This window comes from Micromonospora sp. NPDC007220 (assembly GCF_040634035.1).
GTDB classification, from domain to species: domain Bacteria; phylum Actinomycetota; class Actinomycetes; order Mycobacteriales; family Micromonosporaceae; genus Micromonospora; species Micromonospora reichwaldensis.
Genome location: NZ_JBEYEU010000028.1, coordinates 1 through 24324, shown reverse-complemented (window position 1 = coordinate 24324; position 24324 = coordinate 1). Strand labels below are relative to the sequence as shown.

The 24324-nt window shown below is 75.2% G+C and carries 6 protein-coding genes; 5 read left to right on the top strand and 1 reads right to left on the bottom strand.

The window, feature by feature from the left end:
* The first annotated feature begins 11 nt into the window (after window positions 1–11).
* The 5 genes from ABZ573_RS28555 to ABZ573_RS28535 all read left to right on the top strand — a co-directional run bounded on the left by ABZ573_RS28555 (window position 12) and on the right by ABZ573_RS28535 (window position 22685).
* Entirely contained in the window at window positions 12–10862 is a 10851-nt protein-coding gene (locus ABZ573_RS28555; protein WP_358122134.1) for a type I polyketide synthase, read from the top strand.
* A 27-nt stretch (window positions 10863–10889) separates the two neighbouring features.
* The gene (locus ABZ573_RS28550) at window positions 10890–20141 is read left to right on the top strand and encodes an SDR family NAD(P)-dependent oxidoreductase (protein WP_358122132.1); all 9252 of its coding nucleotides are present in this window, start codon (window positions 10890–10892) and stop codon (window positions 20139–20141) included.
* A 57-nt stretch (window positions 20142–20198) separates the two neighbouring features.
* On the top strand, window positions 20199–21395 hold the full coding sequence (locus tag ABZ573_RS28545; RefSeq protein ID WP_151452501.1) for an alpha-hydroxy acid oxidase: 1197 nt from the start codon (window positions 20199–20201) through the stop codon (window positions 21393–21395).
* An 81-nt stretch (window positions 21396–21476) separates the two neighbouring features.
* Complete coding sequence (locus ABZ573_RS28540; RefSeq protein ID WP_151452502.1) at window positions 21477–22352, top strand: VCBS repeat-containing protein; 876 nt, start codon at window positions 21477–21479, stop codon at window positions 22350–22352.
* 87 nt (window positions 22353–22439) lie between these two features.
* Window positions 22440–22685: a ferredoxin gene (locus ABZ573_RS28535; RefSeq protein ID WP_192581225.1), complete on the top strand. Its 246-nt coding sequence runs from the start codon at window positions 22440–22442 to the stop codon at window positions 22683–22685.
* Between the two features lie 181 nt (window positions 22686–22866).
* Here ABZ573_RS28535 and ABZ573_RS28530 read toward each other — a convergent pair whose 3' ends face one another.
* Window positions 22867–24078, bottom strand: a complete 1212-nt coding sequence (locus ABZ573_RS28530) for a cytochrome P450 (protein WP_192581226.1) — start codon at window positions 24076–24078, stop codon at window positions 22867–22869.
* Window positions 24079–24324: the final 246 nt, after the last annotated feature.

Here is a 24324-nt window from a genome sequence, read left to right as displayed (position 1 = left end):
GGGCGACCGTAGTGGCCAACGAGGACAAGCTCCGGGACTACCTGAAGCGGGTCACGGTCGACCTGCAGAAGACCCGGCAGCGCCTGCACGAGGTGGAGGCGTCCGCGCACGAGCCGGTCGCGATCGTCGGCATGGCCTGCCGCTACCCCGGCGGCGTGACGAGCCCCGAGGACCTGTGGCGGCTGGTGGAGTCCGGAACCGACGCCACCGGCGCGTTCCCGACCGACCGCGGCTGGGACCTGGAGTCGCTGTACGACCCCCAGTCGCAGCGGGAGGGCACCTCGTACACCTCGCGCGGCGGTTTCCTGTACGACGCGGCGGACTTCGACCCCACGTTCTTCGGCATCAGCCCCCGCGAGGCGGTCGGCCTGGACCCCCAGCAGCGGCTGCTGCTGGAGGTCGCGTGGGAGACCCTGGAACGCGCCGGCATCGACCCCACCTCGCTCGCCGGCAGCCCGACCGGCGTGTTCACCGGCCTGATGTACCACGACTACGCGGGCAGCAACAGCTCCGGCAGCGTGGTCTCCGGCCGGGTCGCCTACACGCTGGGGCTGGAGGGGCCGGCGGTCACCGTCGACACCGCCTGCTCGTCGTCGCTCGTCGCGCTGCACCTGGCGATCCAGGCGCTGCGCCGGGGCGACTGCACGCTCGCGCTCGTCGGCGGCGTCTCGGTCATGGCGACGCCGCTGACGTTCGTCGAGTTCTCCCGCCAGCGTGGCCTGTCGCCGGACGGGCGGTGCCGCTCGTACTCGGCGGACGCCGACGGCACCGGGTTCGCCGAGGGCGCCGGCGTGCTGCTGGTCGAGCGGCTGTCGGACGCGATCGAGCACGGCCACCGCGTCCTGGCGGTCGTGCGGGGCTCCGCGGTCAACCAGGACGGCGCGTCGAACGGGCTGACCGCGCCCAACGGGCCGTCGCAGCAGCGGGTCATCGAGGCCGCGCTGGTCGACGCGGGCCTGTCGACGCGCCAGGTCGACGTGGTCGAGGGGCACGGCACCGGCACGACCCTGGGCGACCCGATCGAGGCGCAGGCGCTGCTCGCCACGTACGGCCAGGACCGGGAGGACCCGCTCTGGCTCGGCTCGGTGAAGTCGAACATCGGCCACACCCAGGCCGCGGCCGGGGTCGCCGGGGTCATCAAGATGGTGGAGGCGATCAGGCGCGGCGTCCTGCCCGCGACGCTGCACGCCGAGCAGCCGTCGGACCAGGTCGACTGGACGGCCGGCAACGTACGGCTGCTGACCGCCGCCACCGAGTGGCCGCAGACCGGGCAGCCGCGTCGGGCCGCGGTCTCGTCGTTCGGGTTCAGCGGCACCAACGCCCACGTGATCGTGGAGCAGGCGCCGGACGCCGCCGCCGTGCCCGAGCCGGCCGCCGCGCCGGTGACGTCGCTGCTGCTCACCGCCCGCGACACCAACGCGCTGCGGGACCAGGCGCGGCGGCTCGCCGCCGTGGTGTCGCAGGTGGAACCGGCCGAGCTGGGTTACGCCCTGGCCACCACCCGGTCCCGCTTCGCGCACCGGGCCGCGGTGCTCGGCGGCACCGCCGAGGAACTGGCCGCCGGCCTGGGCGCCCTGGCCCGCGACGAGCAGGCCGCCAACCTGGTCCGCGGCCGGGTGGCCGACGGCGGGGTCGCGATGCTCTTCTCCGGGCAGGGCGCGCAGCGGCTGGGCATGGGCCGCGGGCTGTACGCGGCGTACCCGGAGTTCGCGGCGGCGTTCGACGAGGTGTGCGCCGCCCTGGACCCGCACCTGGACCGGCCGCTGCGCGACGTCCTCGACACCGAGGACCTGCACCTGACCGGCTGGACCCAGCCCGCCCTGTTCGCCGTCGAGGTGGCTCTCTACCGGCTCGTCCGGTCGTGGGGCGTCACCCCCTCGGTCCTGGCCGGGCACTCGATCGGCGAGCTGGCCGCCGCGCACGTCGCGGGGGTGTTCACGCTCGCCGACGCGGCCCGCCTGGTCGCCGCCCGGGGCCGGCTGATGCAGGCGCTGCCGGCGGGCGGGGCGATGCTCGCCGTACAGGCCACCGAGGACGAGGTCGCGCCGCTGCTCGGCGCGGACGCCGACATCGCCGCCGTCAACGGCCCGGACTCGGTGGTCGTCTCCGGCACCGAGGAGGCGGTGGCGGCGGTGGCCGCGCGGTTCGCCGACCGCCGCACCCGGCGGCTGACCGTGTCGCACGCCTTCCACTCGCCGCTGATGGACCCGATGCTCGCGCAGTTCCGGGCGGTGGCCGAGACGATCTCGTACGCGCCGCCGACGATCCCGCTGGTCTCGACGGTCACCGGCGCGCCCGCGGGCGACGAACTGGCGACGCCCGACTACTGGGTCGGGCAGGTCCGCGCGACCGTACGCTTCGCGGACGCGGTACGCGCCGCCGCCGCGACCGGCGCCACGACGTTCCTCGAACTGGGCCCGGACTCGGTGCTCGCCACCATGGCGGCGGACTGCCTGGACGGCGACGTGCTGGCCGCGCCGGTGCTGCGCCGGGACCGCGACGAGCCGAGTGCCCTGGTGGAGGCGCTGGCGCGGCTGGAGACCCGGGGCGTCGCGCTGGACCCGGAGGCGTTCTACCGCCGGTCCGGGCGGTCCTGGGTGGACCTGCCGACGTACCCCTTCCAGCACGAGCGTTTCTGGCAGGACAGCGTGGACCCGGCCGGCTCCGGCCAGGCCGGCGACGACGACGGCCTGTGGGCGGCGGTGGACAGCGGTGACCTCGACACGGTGGTCACCACTCTCGACGTGGACCCGCAGGCGCCCCTGGCGTCGGTCCTGCCCGCGCTCTCCGCGTGGCGCAGGGGACGGCAGGAGCGCTCCGCGCTGGACCGCTGGCGCTACGAGGCCCGCTGGGAGCGCCGCCCCGGCGGCACCCCGGCGGCGCTGACCGGCACCTGGCTGCTGGTGGTCGCCGACCCGGCGGCGCCGGGCGACGCGGGCGCAGCGGTGGCCGACGCGCTCACCGCGCAAGGCGCCACGGTCGTCACCACCGGCCCGGCGGACCTGGCCGGCCACCTCGACGCGGAACCGGCCGGCGTGGTCTCCCTCCTCGCGTTCGACGAGGCGTTCCTGCCCGGCCACCCCGGCGTCCCGGCGGGCGCCGCCGCCACCCTCGACCTGATCCGCGCGCTCGCCGGGCGGGGCGCCAGGCTGTGGTGCCTCACCCGGGGGGCCGTCGCCACCTCCCCGGCCGACCCGGTGACCGGCGTGGCCCAGTCGCAGGTGTGGGGCCTCGGCCGGGTCGCCGCACTGGAGCTGCCCGACACCTGGGGCGGCCTGGTCGACCTGCCCGCCGAGCTGGACGGGCGCGCCGCCGCCGCGCTGGCCGGCGTGCTCGCCGGCATCGGGGAGGACCAGGTCGCGGTGCGCCCGGACGGGGTGTTCGTCCGCCGGCTGCACCGCGCGCCGGCGACCGGCGCCCCGCGCTGGCGCGGCACGTCCGGCACCGTGCTGATCACCGGCGGCACCGGCACCCTCGGCATCGAGGCCGCCCGCCTGTACGCGCGCCACGGCGCCGAGCGGCTCGTGCTGCTGAGCCGGCGCGGCACCGCCCCCGCCGAGGCGCTCGACGAGCTGCGCGGACTGGGCGCGCAGGTCGACGTCGTCGCCTGCGACGTGGCCGACCGGGCTGCCCTGGCGGCGGTCGTCGACGGCTACCCCGACGTGCGTGCCGTCGTGCACGTGGCGGGGCTGGCCCAGCTCACCGGCATCGTCGACATGGACCTCGCCGAGTACGCCGACGTCGTCTCCGCCAAGGTCGCCGGCGCCACCCACCTCGACGCGATCTTCGCGGATCGCGACCTAGACGAGTTCGTGCTCTTCTCCTCCGTGGCCGGGGTCTGGGGCAGCGGCGGCCAGGCCGCCTACGCCGCCGGCAACGCGCACCTGTGCGCCCTCGCCGAGGCACGGCGCGCCCGGGGGCAGGTCGCCACCGCCCTCGCCTGGGGACCGTGGGCCGAGAGCACGCTGGTGGACGACGAGATCTCGGCCTCACTGCGCAAGCGGGGCCTGGCGCCGATGGCGCCGGAGCGGGCCGTCGCCGCCATGCGTACGGCCCTGGCGGCCGGGGACACGGACGTCGTGCTCGCCGACGTGGACTGGGCCGCCTTCGTGCCGTCGTTCACCGCGCTGCGGCCGAGCCGGCTCTTCGACACCATCCCCGAGGCCGCGGCCGACGAGGAGCCGACCGAGACGTCCACCTCGTCGGACTTCGCCCGCCGGCTCGCCGACCTGCCCGAGGCGGAGCGCCTCGACCACGTCGTCGGGCTGGTCCGCACCCAGGTCGCGCTGACGCTCGGCTACGCGGGCCCGGAGGCGGTCGAGCCGGCCTCCGCGTTCAAGGAACTGGGCTTCGACTCGGTCACCGCCGTGGAGTTCCGCAACCGGATGGTCGAGGCCACCGGCGTACGGCTCTCCGCGGCCGTCGCCTTCGACTACCCGACCCCGGTCGCGCTGGCCGAGCACCTGCTGGAGACCGGTCGCACCGAGGTGGTCGTCGGCACCGTCGCCGCCGACGAGCCGATCGCCATCGTCGGCATGAGCTGCCGCTTCCCCGGGGGCGTCAGCTCGCCCGAGGAGCTGTGGGCGATGCTGCGCGAGGGGCGCGACGGCATCGGCCCGTTCCCCACCGACCGCGGCTGGGACCTCGACGGCCTGTTCCACCCCGACCCGGAGCACTCCGGGACCAGCTACGTCCGCGAGGGCGGCTTCCTCGCCGACCTGCCGGGCTTCGACGCGGCCTTCTTCGGCATCAGCCCCCGCGAGGCGGAGGCCATGGACCCGCAGCAGCGGCTGGTGCTGGAGGCGTCCTGGGCGGCCTTCGAGGACGCCGGCATCGACCCGACCGGGCTGCGGGGCACGGCGACCGGCGTGTACGTCGGCGCCAACAACGTCGACTACGCCCGGATCACCGGGGCGGCCGGGGCGAGCGCGGAAGGCTTCATGGCCACCGGCAACGCCGCGAGCATCCTCTCCGGTCGGCTCTCGTACGTGCTGGGGCTGGAGGGCCCGGCCGTGACCGTGGACACCGCCTGCTCGTCGTCGCTGGTGGCGATGCACCTGGCGGTGCGGGCGCTGCGCTCTGGCGAGTGCGCGATGGCGGTCGCGGGCGGCGTCACCGCCATGTCGACGCCGGGCGCGTTCCTGGAGTTCAGCCGGATGCGCGGGCTCGCCCCGGACGGGCGCTGCAAGGCGTTCGCGGCCGGCGCGGACGGCACCAACTGGGGCGAGGGCATCGGCGTGGTCGTGCTGGAGCGGCTCTCCGACGCGCTCGCCGCCGGCCACGAGGTCCTCGCCGTGGTACGCGGGACCGCGGTCAACCAGGACGGCGCGTCCAACGGGCTGACCGCCCCCAACGGCCCCTCGCAGCAGCGGGTCATCCGGCAGGCGCTGGCCGACGCGGGACTCTCCACCGCCGACGTGGACGTCGTCGAGGCGCACGGCACCGGCACCACGCTGGGCGACCCCATCGAGGTCGACGCGCTCTTCGCGACGTACGGCCGGGACCGCGCCGCCGAGCGCCCGCTCTGGCTGGGCTCGGTGAAGTCGAACATCGGGCACACCCAGGCCGCCGCCGGCGTCGCCGGGGTGATCAAGATGGTGCTCGCGCTGCGGCACGGCGAACTGCCCCGGACCCTGCACGTCGCCGAGCCGACGGCGCACGTCGACTGGTCGGGCGGGGTGCGGCTGCTCGCCGAACCGCAGCCGTGGGGCCGCAACGGCCAACCGCGTCGCGGCGGCGTCTCGTCGTTCGGGTTCAGCGGCACCAACGCCCACCTCGTGATCGAGGAGGCACCGGAGGCGCCCGAGGCCGAGCGGACGCCCGACGAAGGACCGGTCGCGCTCGTGCTCTCCGCCCGCTCCGACGGGGCGCTGCGCCGGCAGGCCGCCGACCTCGAGCCGCTCCTGGCCGAGGTGGCGCCCCGCGACCTGGCGTACTCGCTGTCGCTGCGGGCCACCCACCCGCGCCGCGCGGTCGTGGTGGGCGGCGCCGACGAGTTGCGCGCCGGCCTCGCCGCGCTCGCCGCGGGGGAGCCCGCGCCGAACCTGGCCACCGGGGTCGCCGCCGGCACGCCGGGGAAGGTGGCGTTCTCCTTCCCCGGGCAGGGCTCGCAGTGGATCGGCATGGCCGTGGAGCTGCTCGACACCGCCCCGGTCTTCGCCGCCCGGATGGCCGAGTGCGAGGCCGCGCTGGCGCCGCACGTCGACTGGTCCCTGGAGGCCGTCCTGCGGCAGGGGGAGGAGCTGGACCGGGTGGACGTCGTCCAGCCCGTCCTGTTCGCCGTCATGGTGTCGCTGGCCGAGCTGTGGCGCTCCCACGGGGTCGAGCCCGCCGCCGTGGTGGGGCACTCCCAGGGCGAGATCGCCGCCGCCTGCGTGGCGGGCGCGCTCTCCGTGGCGGACGCGGCCAGGGTCGTCGCCCTGCGCAGCCGGGCGCTGCTGCGCCTGTCCGGCAAGGGCGGCATGGTCTCCGTGCCGCTGCCGGTGGCCGAGGTGCGCGACCGGCTGGAGCGCTTCGACGGCCGGGTGACCGTGGCGACCGTCAACGGGCCGCGCTCGACGGTGGCGGCCGGCGAGCTGGACGCCCTCGACGAGCTGCTGGCCGAGTGCCAGCGCGACGGCGTGCGCGCCAAGCGCATCGACGTGGACTACGCGTCGCACTCGGCGTACGTGGAGGAGCTGCACGAGGAGCTGCGCGAGGTGCTGGCCGGGCTGGAGCCCCGCCGGCCCGAGGTGCCGCTCTACTCGACCGTGGACGACCGCTGGCTGGACGACGTCGCGATGGACGCCGGGTACTGGTACCGCAACCTGCGCCAGACCGTCTGGTACGAGCCCGCCGTCCGGGCCCTGCTCGACGCGGGCGTCACCACGATCGTCGAGGTCAGCCCGCACCCCGTGCTCACCATCGGCGTGCAGGACGTCATCGACGACGCGGGGGCCACCGCCACCGTGGTCGGCTCGCTGCGCCGGGACGAGGGGGGACTGGCGCGCTTCCTGCTCTCCCTGGGCGAGGCGCACGTGCACGGCGCGCACCCCACGTGGGGGGTCGAGGGCGCGCGCCGGGTCCGGCTGCCCGGCTACCCGTTCGAGCACGAGCGGTACTGGCCGGCCGTCGGCACGGCCACCGCCGACGCGGCCGGGTTGGGGCTCGCCGCCACCGAGCACCCGCTGCTCGGCGCGGCGGTCGCGCTGGCCGACACCGACGGCCTGCTCTTCACCGGCCGCATCTCGGTGGCCGCGCACCCGTGGCTGGCCGACCACCGGGTCGGCGGGCAGGTGTTCGTGCCCGGGACCGCGCTCGTGGATCTCGCGGTCCGCGCCGGCGACGAGGTCGACTGCGGCCGGGTCGAGGAGCTGACCCTGACCGCGCCCCTGGTGCTGCCCGAGAAGGGCGGGGTCCAGGTGCAGCTGCGCGTCGGCGCGCCCGACGAGAACGGGCAGCGGCAGCTGACCGTCCACTCCCGGCCGGACGGGGTCGCCACCGACGCGGCGCCGTGGGTGCGCAACGGCGTCGGCCTGCTCGCCCCCGGGGAGCCGGCGGGCGGCTTCGACACCGCGTGGCCGCCGGCGGCCGAGCCGGTCCCGTCCGACGAGCTGTACGACACCCTGGCCGCGGCCGGTCTCACGTACGGCCCGACGTTCCAGGGCGTACGCCGGGTGTGGCGGCAGGGCGAGGAGATCTTCGCCGAGGTGGCCCTGCCGGCGGAGGCAGCCCGGACGGCGGCCGGTTACGGCCTGCACCCGGCGCTGCTCGACGCCGCGCTGCACCCGCTCGCGCTCGTCACCAGCGGCACCGAGGCGCTGCTGCCGTTCGAGTGGAGCGGCGTCTCCGTGCACGCCGTCGGCGCGACGGAGCTGCGCGTCCGGCTGCGTCCGCGCGGCCGGAACACGGTCGCGGTGACCGTCGCCGACCAGAGCAACACCGTGGTCGCCGAGGTCGAGTCGCTGGTGCTGCGGGAGGCCAGCGCCCCCGCGCAGCCGAGCACGCACCACGACGCCCTGTTCCGCCTGGAGTGGACCCCGGTCGCCGCGCCGGCGACCGCGCCGGACGCCCGCTGGGCGGCCCTCGGCGGGTGCACCCTGCCGCAGGACGCCGGCCTCGTCACCGACGCCTACCCGGACCTGGCGACCCTGCGGGCCCGGATGGCCGACGGCGCGCCGACGCCCGCCCTGGTCGTGCTGCCCTGCGCGGCCGGCGCGGCCGACGACCCCGCCGGGGCGGCCCACCGGGTCGTCCACGACACCCTCGCGGTGCTGCGCGAGTGGCTCGCGGACGAGCGGTTCGCCGACGCCCGGCTGGTCGTCGTCACCCGGGACGCGGTGAGCGTGCAGGAGGCGGCCCCCGACCTGCCCAGCTCGCCGGTGTGGGGCCTGCTCCGGTCGGCCCAGAGCGAGCACCCGGACCGCTTCGTCCTGCTCGACGTCGACGACCGCGAGCCGCACCGGGCGCTCGCGGCGGCGGTCGCGGCCGACGAGCCGCAGCTCGCCCTCCGCGACGGCGTCCTTCTGGCCCCGCGGCTCGCCCGCGCGGCGAGCAGCCCCGCGCTGGCGGCGCCGCCGGTCGAGCGCTGGCGGCTGGACGTCACCGAACGCGGCACGCTGGACAACCTGGCGCTGCTGCCCGAGGCGGAGGAACCGCGCCCGCTGGGGCCGGGCCAGGTGCGCATCGCGATGCGGGCCGCCGGCCTGAACTTCCGGGACGTGCTGATCGCCCTCGACATGTACCCCGGCGGCGGCGTGATGGGCGGCGAGGGCGCCGGCGTGGTCGTCGAGACCGGGCCGGACGTGACCGGCGTCGCGGTCGGCGACCGCGTCATGGGCCTGTTCTACGGCGCCTTCGGCACCGAGGTGGTCACCGACGCGCGGATGGTCGTGCCGGTGCCGTCGGGCTGGTCGTTCGCCACGGCGGCGTCGACGCCGATCGCGTTCTGCACCGCCTACTACGCGCTTGTCGACCTCGCCCAGGTCAAGCCGGGGGAGCGGGTGCTGGTGCACGCCGCGGCAGGTGGCGTCGGCATGGCGGCGGTCCGCCTCGCCCGGCACCTCGGCGCGGAGGTGTACGGCACCGCCAGCACCGGCAAGTGGGACGCGCTGCGCGCGATGGGGCTGCCGGACACGCACATCGGCAACTCCCGCACCCTGGAGTTCGAGGAGCGCTTCGGCGCGGCCGGCATCGACGTGGTGATCGACTCGCTGGCGAAGGAGTTCGTCGACGCGTCGCTGCGCCTGCTCCGCGCGGGCGGCCGGTTCGTCGAGATGGGCAAGACCGACGTGCGGGACCCGGACCGGGTCGCCGCCGACCACCCGGGCGTCGCCTACCAGGCGTTCGACCTGCTCGCCATCGACCCGGACCGGGTCGGCGCGATCCTGCGCGACGTGGTCGCCCTGTTCGGGACGGGCGACCTCACGCCGCTGCCGGTGCGGCCGTACGACATCCGTCGCGCCCCGGAGGCGTTCCGGTTCATGTCCAAGGCCCGGCACGTCGGCAAGCTCGTGCTCACCGCGCCGCCCCGGCGGGACCCCGACGGCACGGTGCTCGTCACGGGCGGCACCGGCACCCTCGGCGGTCTGCTGGCACGGCACCTGGTGACCCGGCGCGGGGTGCGGCACCTCCTGCTGACCAGCCGTCGTGGCCCGGACGCCCCCGGGGCCGCCGAGCTGGTGGCCGAGCTGACCTCGTACGGCGCGGAGGTCACCGTCGCGGCGTGCGACGCGGCGGACCGCGCGGCGCTGGCCGAGACCCTGGCCCGGGTGCCCGCCGCGCACCCGCTGACCGCCGTGGTGCACACGGCGGGCGTCCTCGACGACGGCCTGGTCGCCGCGCTGACCCCGGAGCAGGTCGACGCGGTGCTGCGGCCCAAGGTCGACGCGGCGGTCAACCTGCACGAGCTGACCCTGGACGCCGAGCTGGCCGAGTTCGTCGTGTTCTCCGCGGCGGCCGGCACGATGGGCGGCCCCGGGCAGGGCAACTACGCGGCGGCGAACACCTTCCTGGACGCGCTCGTGGCGGGGCGCAGGGCGGCCGGGCTGCCCGCCCGTTCGCTGGCCTGGGGCCTGTGGAGCGAGGCGAGCGGGATGACCGCGCACCTCGACGCCAACGACCGCGCCCGGATGGCCCGCGTCGGCCTGCTGGAGCTGTCGGTGGAGCAGGGCATGGCGCTGTACGACGCGGCGGAGCTGGTCGACGAGCCGCTGCTGGTGCCGATGCCGATGGATCCGGCGGCGCTGCGCGAGCTGGGCCGGGCGGGCCTGCTGCCCGCGCTGCTGCGTGGCCTGGTGCGGGGCCCGTCCCGACGGTCGGTGGAACAGGCGACGCAGTCGCCCGGCGCCCTGCGCGACCACCTGGCGAGCCAGAGCGGCCCGCAGCGACGGCACACCGCGCTGGAGTTCGTCAAGGCACAGGCCGCCGCCGTGCTCGGGCACGCCGGCGCGAGCGCGGTGGACCCCGACCGGCCGTTCACCGAGCTGGGCTTCGACTCGCTCACCGCGGTCGAGTTCCGCAACCGGCTGAAGGCGGCCACCGGCCTGAAGCTCTCCGCCACCATGGTGTTCGACCACCCGACCGCCGCGGCGCTCACCGACCACCTGCTGGCCGGGCTGGCCCCGGCCGAGGTGGACCCGGCCGCGGGGCTGTTGGCCGAGCTGGACCGGCTGGAACGCTCGTTCGCCCAGGCCGGTGCGGCGGGTCTGGAGGACGCAGTCAAGGCACGGATTACCGATCGGTTGCACGCCGTGATGTCGAATTGGCGTGGCAGGTCCGACGTGGACGCCGAACCCGACGGACCGGACGTGGGCCTGGTGCTGAAGACCGCCTCCGCCGACGAGCTGTTGCGGTTCATCGACGACGAACTCGGCGCCGCCTGAACCGGACGCGCTGAGGAGGGCTTACTGATGGCGAACGAAGAGCAGCTTGTCGAGTACCTCCGGCGCGTGACGGCCGACCTGCACGAGACGCGGCGGAAGCTGCGTACCGCGACGGAGCGGGAGCCGATCGCCATTGTCGGCATCGGCTGCCGCTTCCCCGGCGGCGTGCGCTCCGCCGACGACCTGTGGGAGCTGGTGTCGTCCGGCGGCGACGGCATCACCGACTTCCCCACCAACCGGGGCTGGGACCTGGACGACCTGTTCGACCCGGACAGCGGCTCCGGCACCAGCTACGTGCGGCGGGGCGGCTTCATCCCGGACGCCACCGACTTCGACGCGGGCTTCTTCGGCATCAGCCCGCGCGAGGCGCTCGCCATGGACCCGCAGCAGCGGCTGATGCTGGAGACGTCGTGGGAGGCGTTCGAGCACGCCGGGATCGACCCGCACTCGCTGCGGGGTAGCCGGACCGGCGTGTTCGTCGGCGCGAACAGCGTCGAGTACCTGAACGCCATGCAGCGCGACGTGGACGCGCTGATCGGCTACACGATGACCGGGGTCGCGGGCAGCGTCGTGTCCGGCCGGGTGTCGTACGTGCTGGGGCTGGAGGGCCCGGCCGTCACCGTGGACACGGCCTGCTCGTCGTCGCTGGTGGCGGTGCACGTGGCCGCGCACGCGCTGCGCAGCGGCGACTGCGACCTCGCGCTGGCCGGCGGCACCTGCGTCATCTCCACGCCCGGCACGTTCATCGAGTTCTCCAGCCAGAAGGGGCTCGCCCCGGACGGCCGGGTGAAGGCGTTCGCCTCGGCGGCGGACGGCACCGCGTTCGGCGAGGGCGTCGGCGTACTCGTGCTGGAGAAGCTGTCGGACGCGCGCCGCAACGGGCACCGCGTCCTGGCGGTGGTACGCGGCTCGGCCGTCAACCAGGACGGCGCGTCGAACGGCCTCACCGCGCCCAACGGGCCGTCGCAGCAGCGGGTCATCCGGGCCGCGCTGGCGAACGCCGGGCTCACCACGGCCGACGTGGACGCGGTGGAGGCGCACGGCACGGGCACCACGCTGGGCGACCCGATCGAGGCCCAGTCGCTCATCGCCACCTACGGCCAGGAACGTGACCGGCCGCTCTGGCTCGGCTCGGTGAAGTCGAACTTCGGGCACACCCAGGCCGCCGCCGGCGTCGCGGGCGTGATCAAGATGGTCATGGCGCTGCGACACGAGGAGCTGCCCCGCACCCTGCACGTCGACAAGCCGTCGCACCACGTGGACTGGTCCGACGGCGCCGTCCAACTGCTCAGCGAGCCGGTGCGGTGGCCACGGGGCGAGAACCCGCGGCGCGCGGGCGTCTCGTCGTTCGGCATCTCGGGCACCAACGCCCACGTGCTGATCGAGGAGCCACCGGCCGCCGAGGCCCCGCAGAGCGCCCCGCCGGCCGAGGGCCCCGCCACGTGGGTGCTGTCGGCCCGGACCGAGGCGGCGCTGCGCGAGCAGGCGGTCCGGCTGCGCGAACGCCTGAGCGACGACCTCGGCACGCACGACGTCGCGTACGCGCTCGCCGGCACCCGCGCCCGCCTCCCGCACCGCGCCGTCCTCGTCGGGGACCGGGACGAGCTGTCCGCCGCGCTCGACGCGCTCGCCGACGGCGGCGCGGCCCGCAACCTCGTCACCGGGCTCGCCGACGCCGGCGAGCGCACCGCGTTCCTCTTCCCCGGCCAGGGCTCGCAGTGGCTGGGCATGGCCGCCGAACTGCTGGACACCGCACCCGTCTTCGCCGCCCGGATGGCGGAGTGCGCCACCGCCGTGGACCGGCACACCGACTGGTCGCTGCTCGACGTGCTGCGCGGCGTCCCGGGCGCCGCCTCCCTGGACCGGGTCGACGTCGTCCAGCCCGCGCTGTTCGCCATGATGGTCTCGCTGGCGGCGCTGTGGCGCTCGCACGGGATCGAGCCCGCCGCCGTCGTCGGGCACTCCCAGGGCGAGATCGCCGCCGCCTGCGTGGCCGGCGCGCTCACCCTGGACGACGCCGCCCTGGTGGTGACCCGGCGCAGCCAGCTGATCGCCGTGGACCTCGCCGGGCGGGGCGGCATGGTGTCCGTGTCGGAGCCGGTCGCGAAGGTCGCCCGGCGCCTGCGGCCCGGGCTGTCGGTCGCCGCCGTGAACGGGCCGTCCACCGTGGTCGTCTCCGGCGCGCCCGAGGCACTCGACGAGCTGCTCGCCGAGTGCGAGCGCGACGAGGTCCGCGCGCGGCGCATCGACGTCGACTACGCCTCGCACTCCGCGCACGTCGAGTCGATGCGCGACGAGCTGCTCCGGGTCCTCGCCCCCGTGCGGCCCCGCACCGGCGACGTGCCGCTCTACTCGACCGTCACCGGTGAGCTGCTCGACACCGCCGAGCTGGTCGCCGAGTACTGGTACCGCAACCTGCGGCAGACCGTCGAGTTCGAGCAGACCGTACGCGGCGTCATCGCCGACGGCATCGACTCCTTCGTCGAGGTCAGCTCGCACCCGGTGCTCGTACCCGCCGTGCAGGACCTGCTCGACGAGGCAGGCGGAGGCTCGGTCGTCGGCACGCTGCGCCGCGACGAGGGCGGCCTGCGCCGGTTCCTGCTGTCGCTGGGGCAGGCGCACACCCGGGGCGTGCAGCCGGACTGGGCCACGCTGGTCACCGCCCCGGCCCGACCGGTCGCCCTGCCCACGTACGCCTTCCAGCGCCGCACCTACTGGCCCAGTGGGGCGGGTGGCCCGGTCGACGCCACCGGCCTCGGCCTCGGCTCCACCGGCCACCCGCTGCTCGGCGCGACCGTGTCGCTGGCCGGCGCGGACGGGGTGCTGCTGACCGGCCGGCTGTCGACCTCGGCGCACCCGTGGCTCGCCGACCACCGGGTGGCGGGCCGGATCTTCCTGCCCGGCACGGCCTTCGTCGAGCTGGCGGTCCGCGCCGGCGACGAGGTGGGCGCCACCGAGGTCGAGGAGCTGACGCTCGAAGCGCCCCTGGTGGTGCCGGAGCGGGGCGCGGTGCAGGTCCAGCTCCGCGTCGGCGAGCCCGGCCCGGACGGCGCCCGGCGGCTGACCGTCCACTCGCGGCCCGACGGCGACGGCCCGTGGACCCGGCACGCCACCGGCACCCTGGGCACCGGGACCTCCGGCGCCGACGACCGCGCGGCGGCCCCGGCGGGCGTCTGGCCGCCCGAGGGCGCCGAGGCCCTGGACACCGCCGAGCTGTACGACCGGTTCGCGGCGCTCGACGTGACGTACGGCCCCGCCTTCGGCGGCCTGGGGTCGGTGTGGCGGCGGGGCGACGAGCTGTTCGCCGAGGTCACCGCCCCCGAGGCGGCGAAGGTCGCGGGCTTCGGCCTGCACCCCGCGGTGCTCGACGCGGCGCTGCACCCGCTCGGCCTGGGCGTGTTCACCGCCGACGACGGCGAGGGCGGGCCCTGGCTGCCGTTCGCCTGGCACGGGGTGACCCTGCACGCCACCGGCGCCGCCCGGCTCCGGGTCACCATCCGGTCGGCGGGCCCGAACGCCGTCGCGGTGACCGTCGCCGATCACGCCGGCGCGCCGGTCGCCACGATCGACGCGCTGGCCGTCCGCCGCCTGCCCGCGAACGCGCTCGCCGACCTGACCAACCCGCGCCACCAGGCGATGCACGTGCTCGACTGGGTGCCCGTCCCGGTGGCCGACGGCGCGGCCACGCTGGCGGTCGTGGGCGGCGAGCTGCCCGGCGCCACCGCGTACGACAGCCTCGCCGCGATCGGCGAGGTCCCCGACTTCGTGGTCCTCCCGGTCACCTCCGACGGCGACGACCTGGTCGGGGCCACCTACCGGGCGGTGGAGCACGCCCTCGCCGCCGTCCAGGAGTGGCTTGCCGACGACCGGTTCGCCGCCGCCCGCCTGGTCGTGCTGACCGAGGGGGCCACCGACGCGACCCGGCCGGCGCTCGCCGCCGTGTGGGGCCTGCTGCGCTCGGCCGCGTCCGAGAACCCCGGCCGGATCGTGCTCGTCGACGTGGCGGGTGGGCAGTGGGCGCCGAACCTCGTGCCGGCGCTGCGTTCGGGCGAGCCGCAGCTCGCCCTGCGCGGCACCGAGGTCCTCGTACCCCGCATCGCGAAGGCGTCCGGGCAGCCGGGCACGCCGCCGGAGATCACCGGCACGGTCCTCGTCACGGGGGCGTCGGGCACGCTCGGCCGCCTCGTCGCCCGGCACCTCGTCGCGCGGCACCGCGTCCGTCGCCTCGTGCTCGCGGGCCGTCGCGGCATGACCGAGGACCTGCGGACGCTGTACGACGAGCTGACCGCCCAGGGCGTGCACGTGACGGTCGCCGCCTGCGACGCCGCCGACCGCGTGGCGCTGGCCGCGCTCGTCGCGGAGCACCCGCCCACGGCGGTCGTGCACACGGCCGGGGTCCTGGACGACGGGATGATCCCGTCGCTCACGCCGGAGCGGGTCGCCACCGCGCTGCGCCCCAAGGTCGACGCGCTCGTCAACCTGCACGAGCTGGCCGGCGACGTGGGCGCCTTCGTCGTCTTCTCCTCCGCTGCGGGCGTCCTCGGCGGCCCCGGTCAGGGCAACTACGCGGCGGCCAACGCCTTCGTCGACGCGTTCGCGGCGTACCGGCGCGCCCGGGGCCTGCCCGCGGTGGCGCTGGCGTGGGGCATGTGGGCGGAGCGCACCGGCCTCACCGGCGCGCTCGACGACGCCGACCTCGCCCGGATGCGGCGCTCCGGCGTGCGGCCCCTCTCCACCGAGGACGGGCTCGCGCTCTTCGACGAGGCGCTCGGCGCGCCCGAGGCCGCCCTCGTGCCGATCCACCTGGACCTCGCCGCCCTGCGGGAGCAGGCGACCGGCGGCGTGCTGCCCCCGGTGCTGCGCGGCCTGGTCCGCACCCCGGCGCGACGCCAGGTCTCCGCCGACGCCGCGGCGGCCTCCGACCTGGTCGCGACCCTCGCCGGTCGCGGCGCGGCCGAGCGCCGCAAGGAGCTGGTCGACATCGTCCGTACGCAGGTCGCGGTCGTGCTCGGGCACGGCGGCGCCGAGGCGGTGGGCGCGACGAAGGCGTTCAAGGAGCTGGGCTTCGACTCGCTCACCGCCGTCGAGTTCCGCAACCGCCTCAACGCGGTCGTCGGCCTGCGGCTGCCCGTCACGCTGGTCTTCGACTACCCGAACCCCACCACGCTGGCCGAGCACCTGGACGCGGAACTCTTCGCCGGCGGGTCGGCCGCAGCCGTGGTCGTGGCCGCCACCGACGGCACCGACGACCCCATCGCGATCGTCGGCATGGGCTGCCGGTTCCCCGGCGGCGCCACCTCCCCGGAGAAGCTGTGGGACCTGGTCGCGGGGGGCGTCGACGCGGTAGCCGGCTTCCCGACCGACCGGGGCTGGGACATCGACAACCTCGTCGACCCGGACCCGGACAAGCCCGGCCGCACCTACTGCGGGGAGGGCGCCTTCCTGTACGACGCGGCCTGGTTCGACGCCGAGTTCTTCGGCATCTCCCGCCGCGAGGCCCTGGCCATGGATCCGCAGCAGCGGCTGTTCCTGGAGACCTCGTGGGAGGCCGTCGAGCGCGCCGGCATCGATCCCACCACCCTGCGCGGCAGTCGCACCGGGGTGTTCGCCGGCCTGATGTACCACGACTACACCGCGCACCTTCAGCACCTGCCTCCCGAGCTCGACGGCTTCATCGGCACCGGCGTCGCCGGCGGCGTGGTCTCCGGCCGGGTGTCGTACGCGCTGGGGCTGGAGGGGCCGGCGGTCACCGTCGACACGGCGTGCTCGTCCTCGCTGGTCACCCTGCACCTGGCCGCCCAGTCGCTGCGCCGGGGCGAGTGCTCCCTCGCCCTGGCCGGTGGCGTGACCGTGCTCGCGACGCCCAACGCGTTCATCGACTTCAGCCGCCAGCGGGCCCTCGCGCCGGACGGCCGGTGCAAGTCCTTCGCGGCCGGCGCCGACGGCACCGGCTGGGGTGAGGGCGTCGGGGTGCTGGTGCTCGAACGGCTCTCCGACGCGCGCCGCAACGGCCACCCGGTGCTCGCCGTCGTGCGCAGCACCGCCGTCAACCAGGACGGCGCGAGCAACGGCATGACCGCGCCCAACGGGCCGTCCCAGCAGCGCCTGGTCAACCAGGCGCTCGCCGACGCGGGGCTGCGACCGGCCGACGTGGACGCCGTCGAGGCGCACGGCACCGGCACCACCCTCGGCGACCCGATCGAGGCCCGCTCCCTCATCGCGACGTACGGCCGCGACCGGGGCGAGCACCCGCTCTGGGTCGGCTCGATCAAGTCGAACATCGGGCACACCCAGGCCGCCGCCGGCGTCGCCGGGGTGATCAAGATGGTGGAGGCGATCCGGCACGGCCTGCTGCCGCCGACGCTGCACGTCGACGCCCCGTCGCCGCACGTGGACTGGGCGGACGGGGCCGTCCAACTGCTGACGGCGGCGGTGCCCTGGCCGGAGACGGGACGCCCCCGCCGCGCCGGCGTCTCCTCGTTCGGCATCTCCGGCACCAACGCGCACGCGATCATCGAGCAGGCGCCCGAGCCCGTGGTGGTGGACTCGACTGCCGAGGTGCCCGTGGTGCCCCTGGTGGTGTCCGGCCGGGACCAGGCCGCGCTGCGCGACCAGGCGGCCCGGCTCGCCGCCCACCTCACCGACGCGGCGTCCGCCGTGGACGCCGGCTTCTCGCTCGCCACCACCCGTACCGCCCTGCGGCACCGGGCGGTCGTGCTCGGCCGGGACCTGGCCGAGCTGCGCGCCGGACTGGCCGCGCTGGCCCGTGGCGAGAACGCCCCCGGGGTGGTCGGCGGGGTCGCCGACACCGCCGGGGCGACCGCCGTGCTCTTCACCGGTCAGGGGTCGCAGCGGATCGCGATGGCGGGGGAGCTGATGGGCTTCCCGGTGTTCGCGGCGGCGTTCGACGAGGTGTGTGCGGAACTGGACCGGCACCTGGAGCGGCCGTTGCGGGAGGTGTTGGGCTCCGAGGAGGTGCATCAGACGGGGTGGGCGCAGCCGGCGTTGTTCGCGGTGGAGGTGGCGCTGTTCCGGTTGTTCGAGTCGTGGGGGGTGCGGCCGGACTTCGTGGCGGGGCACTCGATCGGCGAGTTGGCGGCGGCGCACGTGGCGGGGGTCCTCACCCTGCCGGACGCCGCCCGGCTGGTGGCCGCCCGCGGCCGGCTGATGCAGGCGCTGCCCACCGGCGGCGCGATGGTGGCCGTACGCGCCACCGAGGACGAGGTCGTCCCGCTGCTCTCCGACGCCGTGGCGATCGCCGCCGTCAACGGCCCCACCTCGGTCGTGCTCTCCGGCGAGGAGGCCGCCACCCTGGCGGTCGCCGAGAAACTGGCCGCCAGCGGTCGCAAGACCAAGCGGCTCACCGTGTCGCACGCGTTCCACTCGCCGCTGATGGAGCCCATGCTCGACGAGTTCCGCGCGGTGGCCGGGTCCGTCACCCACCACCCGCCGACGATCCCGGTGCTCTCCACGGTCACCGGTGAGCCCGCCGAGCTGACCCCCGAGTACTGGGTGCGTCAGGTACGGGCGACGGTCCGGTTCGCCGCGGCCGTCGAGGCGCTGGCGGCACGCGGCGTACGCACCTTCCTCGAACTGGGCCCGGACGCGGTGCTCACCGCGCTCGGCCGGGAGTGCGTGGCCGACGGCGAGTTCGTGCCCGCCCAGCGCGCCGACCGGGACGGGCCGCAGGTGGCGACCGAGGCGCTCGCCCGCCTGCACAACCGCGGCGTACCCGTCGACTGGCCGGCCTTCTTCGCCGGCGCGCGCCCGGTCGCCCTGCCCACGTACGCCTTCCAGCGCACCCGCCTGTGGCCGGACCCGCCCGCCGCCGCCGCGCCTGGCGACGACTTCTGGGCCGCGGTCGAACGCGACGACCTGGGCGCGCTGCTGGGCCTGGACGACACCGCGACCCTGAAGGACGTGGCGGTGGCGCTGTCGTCGTGGCGACGCGGGCCCGCGCCCGGCTACCAGCTGCGGTGGTCCCCGGTCACGGAGCTGCCGGTGCCCGCGCTGCGCGGCGTGTGGCTGGTGCCGGCGGACGCCGACCGGATCGCCGAGGCGATGGCCCGGCACGGCGCCGACGTGCGCGTGTACCGCGACGGCACGGCGGACGAGCTGCTCGACCTGGTGCCCGAACACGTGGCCGCAGGGGTGCTGACGACGTCCGCCGGCCCCACCCCCGCCGGGCTGCTGCGGGCCCTCGACGAGTCCCGCGTGGAGGCTCCCGTGTGGTGCCTGACCCGGGGCGCGGCCGCGGTCACCCCCACCGAGCGGATCACCGACCTGGACGGGGCGGCGGCGTACGGCTTCGGCCGGTCCACCGCCCTCGCCACGCCCCGGGCCTGGGGCGGGGTCGTCGACCTGCCGGAGACGCTCGACGACCGGACGCTGACCGCCCTGTGCCGGGTGCTCACCAGGGGTGCCGGTGAGGACCAGGTGGCGCTGCGCTCGGCGGGCGTCTTCGCCCGCCGGCTCGTCGCGGCCCCCGCGCCGACCGGTGAGCCGTGGCGGCCGGCGGGCCCGGTCGCGCTGCACGGCGGGCCGCTGGCGGACCGGATCGCCGACCTGCTGGAGGCGGCGGGCGCGACGGTCACCACGGGGGACGCCGACACGGTGGTCGTCACCAGCGACGCCGACGACCCCGTCGCGACCGCCCTCGCCGCCCGGGCCGAGCGGCTCGTGCTCGTGCACACGGCCGACGAGATGTTCGGTGTCGCCGGCGCCGCCGGGACGGCGGCCGTGTTCGACGCGATTGCCCAGCAGCGCGACGGGGCGGTGTCGATCGCGGTCGGCCCGGACGTCACCGCCGAGCAGTTCGGCGCGGCGGTGGGCACGGGCGCGGTCGGGCGGGTCGCCGCCGCCGTGGACTGGCCCTCGTTCGTACCCGACTACACCCGGTACCGGCCGAGCCCGCTGCTGCGGGACCTGCCGGACGCGATGCGCCACGTCACCGAGGCCGCCGAGGACACGCTCGACGCCGACAGCCCCGACGCGTTGCGCCGGTTGCTCGACGGCGCCGACGAGGCCGAGACCCGCGCGGTGCTGTCCCACGTGGTACGGGCCCAGACCGCGTACACGCTCGGTCTGCCGTCGGCCGCCACGGTCGACGAGAACCAGGAGTTCCTCGACATCGGTTTCTCCTCCCTCACCGCCGTGGAACTGCGGCGCCGGCTCGAGGCCCTCACCGGGCTGGAGCTGACCGCCGCGCTCGTCTACGACCACCCGACGCCTGCCGAGGTGGTCGAGGAACTGCTCGCCCAGCGGGCCCTCGTCGCGTAGCAGACCCCCACGACGAGGAGCGGACCTTCGTCACCCCCCTCACGGAAGGAAGCCCTCATGAGCAAGTCCGCTCGGATGAGCACGCTGATCAAGCCCCCCAAGGTGGCGTGGAACCCGACGGAACGCCGGCTGCTGCGCGCGGCGGGCATCGCCGACCTGCGCGACGTGGCCCGCCGGGCGGTGCCCCGCATGGTGTTCGACTACTGCGACGGGGCGGCGGACAGCGAGCGCAGCCTCAGCCGCGCCCGGGAGACGTTCGCCAACATCGAGTTCCAGCCGTCGGTGCTGCGCGACGTGTCCAACCTGGACACCAGCCGGACGGTGCTCGGCAAGCGGCAGAAGCTGCCGTTCGCCCTGGCGCCGGTCGGCTTCAACCGGGTGATGCACGCCGAGGGCGAGCCGGCGGTCGCGTCGGTGGCGCAGCAGTTCGGCATCCCGTACTCGGTCTCCACCCTCGCGACCACGTCGCTGGCGGACGTCGCCGCCGCCGCGCCCGAGGGCCGGCACTGGTTCCAGCTCTACTTCGCCGAGGACCGGGCGATGGTCAAGGAACTGATCGCGCTCGCCGAGGAGGCGAAGTTCGACACCATCCTGCTGACGCTGGACACGCCGATCTCCGTGCCGCGCCGCCGCGACATCCGTAACGGCCTGACCATCCCGCCGTCGATGAGCGTCGGCACCATCGCCGAGGCGTTCCTGCACCCGGGCTGGTGGATGCGGCAGTGGCGGGCCGGCACCCCGTCCCCGCAGGTGCTCAAGGCCACCGGCGGGTCCGCGTCCGACATGATCAAGCGGGTGTTCAACCCGCGGCTGTCCATCGACGACGTCGAGTGGCTGCGCGGCGCCTGGTCGGGCAAGCTCGTCGCCAAGGGCGTGCAGAGCGTCGCCGACGCCAGGCGGGTCGCCGACGTCGGGGTCGACGGGGTGTGGCTGTCCACGCACGGCGGACGCAAGCTCGACCGGGCCCCGGTGCCCGTCGAGCTGCTGCCCGACGTGGTGGACGAGGTGGGCGACCGGGTCGAGGTGCTCGTCGACACCGGCATCACCTCGGGCGCCGACATCGTGGCGGCGATCGCCCTGGGCGCCACCGCCGCCGTGGTCGGCCGGGCCTACCAGTACGGCCTGATGGCCGGCGGCCGGCGCGGCGTCGTACGGGCCATGGAGATCCTGAGCCGGGAGATCGAGGTCACCATGAAGCTGCTCGGGGTCTCCTCGGTGGGCGAGCTGAACCGTTCGCACGTCAGGTTCCGCTGATTCCCGCCGTTTCTCGATTCCCGGTCGGAACGGTCGGACTGTCGTATTTCGGGGCGTACGTGGAGGTTATTTGTGGCACGCATGAGCGGGAATGGTCACTGCCGTTCGTTCAACGGGGACGGGAGGATGGACATCATGGTCCGTGACGACGTCACGGGCGAACTGCTGGTCTTCCCGCACAGCGGCAGCTTCCGGGGTGCCGAGACCTTCGGCGAGCCGGAGCTGATCAGCACCGGCTTCCACCCGAACCGGAACCACGGGCTGGTCCGCCCCATCGACGTCAACGGCAACGGCCGCGCCGACGTCATCGGCATCAGCATGACGCACATGAACGAGACCCACGGGATCTTCCTCTATCCCAACAGGGGCGGGCTGAACGGTCTCGACACCCTCGGCGATCCGATCCGCATCTCCGGCGCCCGGGACGACAAGAAGTGGGAGACCCTCGGCATCGCGGACCTGGACCTGGACGGCTGTGACGACATGTTCGGCCGCGAGCAGAACGCGGGCCACGTCGACGCGTTCTTCAACAAGCGCCAGGTCACGCAGAACGAGACGTACGACCGCACCGCGCACCGCCTGGTGACCGTCGACGTCGACGACTTTCCGCTGGCGATGGCCGACTTCACCGGCACCGGCCGGGCCGACCTGCTGGTCCGGCGGGCGAACGGCGACCTCGACCTGTACGAGTTCGCGCACGACACCTCCGGGGAGGGCCCGTGGTGGCGCGGCGAGGGCCGGTGGTTCACGCTCGCCCACGGCTGGCAGGAGTACGAGATCATCACCGTGACCGACATCGACCTCGACGGCCGCCCGGACGTGCTGGGTCTGCGCCCCGACGGCACCCTCGTCGTCCACCTGCACAACGGCACGTTCGACCCGGACCGGCCGTTCGCGACGCTGTCCGCACCGGAGGTCGTCGCGACCGGCTGGCAGAAGTACTCGGTGGTGAGCTGACGTGGGCCGGCTCGCGCCGCGACCGGGCGGGCCGCCACGCGCGACCCGGGAATCCGACACAGTGCACGCACGACGAGAGGAGCAGTGGTGAGCGCGAACGAAGCCGGCGACCAGGCCGGGTGGCGGTTGGTGGTGGAGTCGAAACGCTGCATCAGCTCGGGCTTCTGCGTGGGCAGCGCGCCGGACCACTTCGCGATGGACCCCGTCTCCCGGCCGCTGGCCGACGTGGTGGCGCCGTCCGACCAGGTGATCGAGGCCGCCGAGTTCTGCCCCGTGGAGGCCATCTCGGTGATCGACGCGCAGGACGGGACGCCGATCGCCCCGAAGCGATGAGGGCAGGGCCCGCCGGGTGGAATCACGCCCGGCGGGCCGACACCCGCACAGGCCGCCGTAGGCGGCCTTTCTTCGTTCCGCTGCGGCCGGGCCCACGCAGTTCACCGGGCGGCCCGGGCCGACACGACGCGGTCCGCCGGCCACCTCGCGGGTGGCCGGCGGACCGCGTCCTCCGTAGCGCTCAGACCGTGACCGGGAGGGAGATCAGTGCCGGCACCAGCGGCGTACGCCGGACCTTCAGCGACTCCCGGGGCGCGGCGAGCTTGATGTTCGGGAAACGGGTGAACAGCTCCCGGAGGGCGATGGTCGTCTCCATCCGGGCCAGCTCCGAACCCGAGCAGAAGTGCGGGCCGCCGCCGAACGCCACGTGCCCCTTGTCCTCGCGGTCGATGTCGAGCACCTGCGGATCGGGGAACCGCTTCGGGTCGTTGCCCGCCGCGGTCAGGTGCAGCAGCACCGTCTCGCCCTTGGCGATCTTCGTGCCGTCGATCTCCAGGTCCTCCGTGGCGAAGCGGCGGAAGCCGTGGTGCACGGAGCCGTTGCGGCGCAGCAGCTCCTCGACGGCCACGTCGAACAGGTCCGGGTCCTTGCGGAGCCGCTCCAGCGTCTCCGGGCTGTCGAGCAGCGCCAGCGCGCCCCGGCCGATCATGCCCGCGGTGGTGTCGTACCCGCCCAGCATCGTCAGCAGGGCCAGGGCCATCACCTGGTAGACGTTGAGTTCGGGCTCGCCGTCGGCGTTCTTGGCGTGGATCCAGTACGAGAAGAGGTCCTCGCCGGGCTCCTTCGTCTTCTCCTCGCGGACCATGTTCATGAAGTGCGACATCTTCGTGCGGACCATCGCGTTGGTCTCGTTGTCGCCGCTGAACACCAGGTCCGCCCAGTGCTTCAGGTCCTTGCGGTACTCCTCGCGGATGCCGAGCACGTCGCAGACGATCGTGATCGGCAGGATGGCCGCGTAGTCCTCGACCAGGTCGCCGCCGCCGGCCGCCTCGATCGCGTCCAGCCGGGCCTTGACCAGCTGGTGCACCCGGGGGCGGAAGGTCTCCAGGTTGCGGGGCAGGAAGGTGAAGTTGATCATCTTCTTGAGCCGGGTGTGCTCCGGCGGGTCGAGGGTGACGATCGTCCCGGTCGCCTCGCCCTCCGGGAAGCGCTTGCTGGTGAAGTCCCCGTTGCTGTACTCGCGGGGCCGCGCGAGGCGCCGGTCGCGGAGCGCGGAGTAGACCTCGGCGTGGCCGGTCACCAGCCACACGGGGCCGTGGTCGGGCAGGCAGGTGCGGTGCACGGCACCCTTTTCGTGCAGTGACGCGTAGACCTCGTACGCCGCGTACGGGCTAGCGAAGTAGTCGTCGTCCATCACCATCTGATGCCCGTGCGCCGGGCACTTGTTCGCCATGTCGTCCTCGCTGTGGTCTGAGCAGGAATCGCCGTCGGCCTCCGGTGCGCCAGGCGTCACGGACCGCGCGCTCCTGATGTTGCCCGCAGACGGTCCACCCTCGGGTAATCGTGGAGGCGATCGTGGCTGGTGCGGAGTGGATCGGTGGGTTAGTGGGTGAGTGCGGGGATTTGGATTTTGGCGTCGTGTTCGAGGATGCGTTGTTGGAGTTCTTGGAGGCTGCGGCCGGGTTCGAGGCCGAGGCCG

Coding starts and splice junctions, on each gene's coding strand:
- ABZ573_RS28550 (WP_358122132.1), top strand. CDS start 10,890: ATGGCGAACGAAGAGCAGCTTGTCGAGTACCTCCGGCGCGTGACGGCC.
- ABZ573_RS28545 (WP_151452501.1), top strand. CDS start 20,199: ATGAGCAAGTCCGCTCGGATGAGCACGCTGATCAAGCCCCCCAAGGTG.
- ABZ573_RS28540 (WP_151452502.1), top strand. CDS start 21,477: ATGAGCGGGAATGGTCACTGCCGTTCGTTCAACGGGGACGGGAGGATG.
- ABZ573_RS28530 (WP_192581226.1), bottom strand. CDS start 24,078: ATGGCGAACAAGTGCCCGGCGCACGGGCATCAGATGGTGATGGACGAC.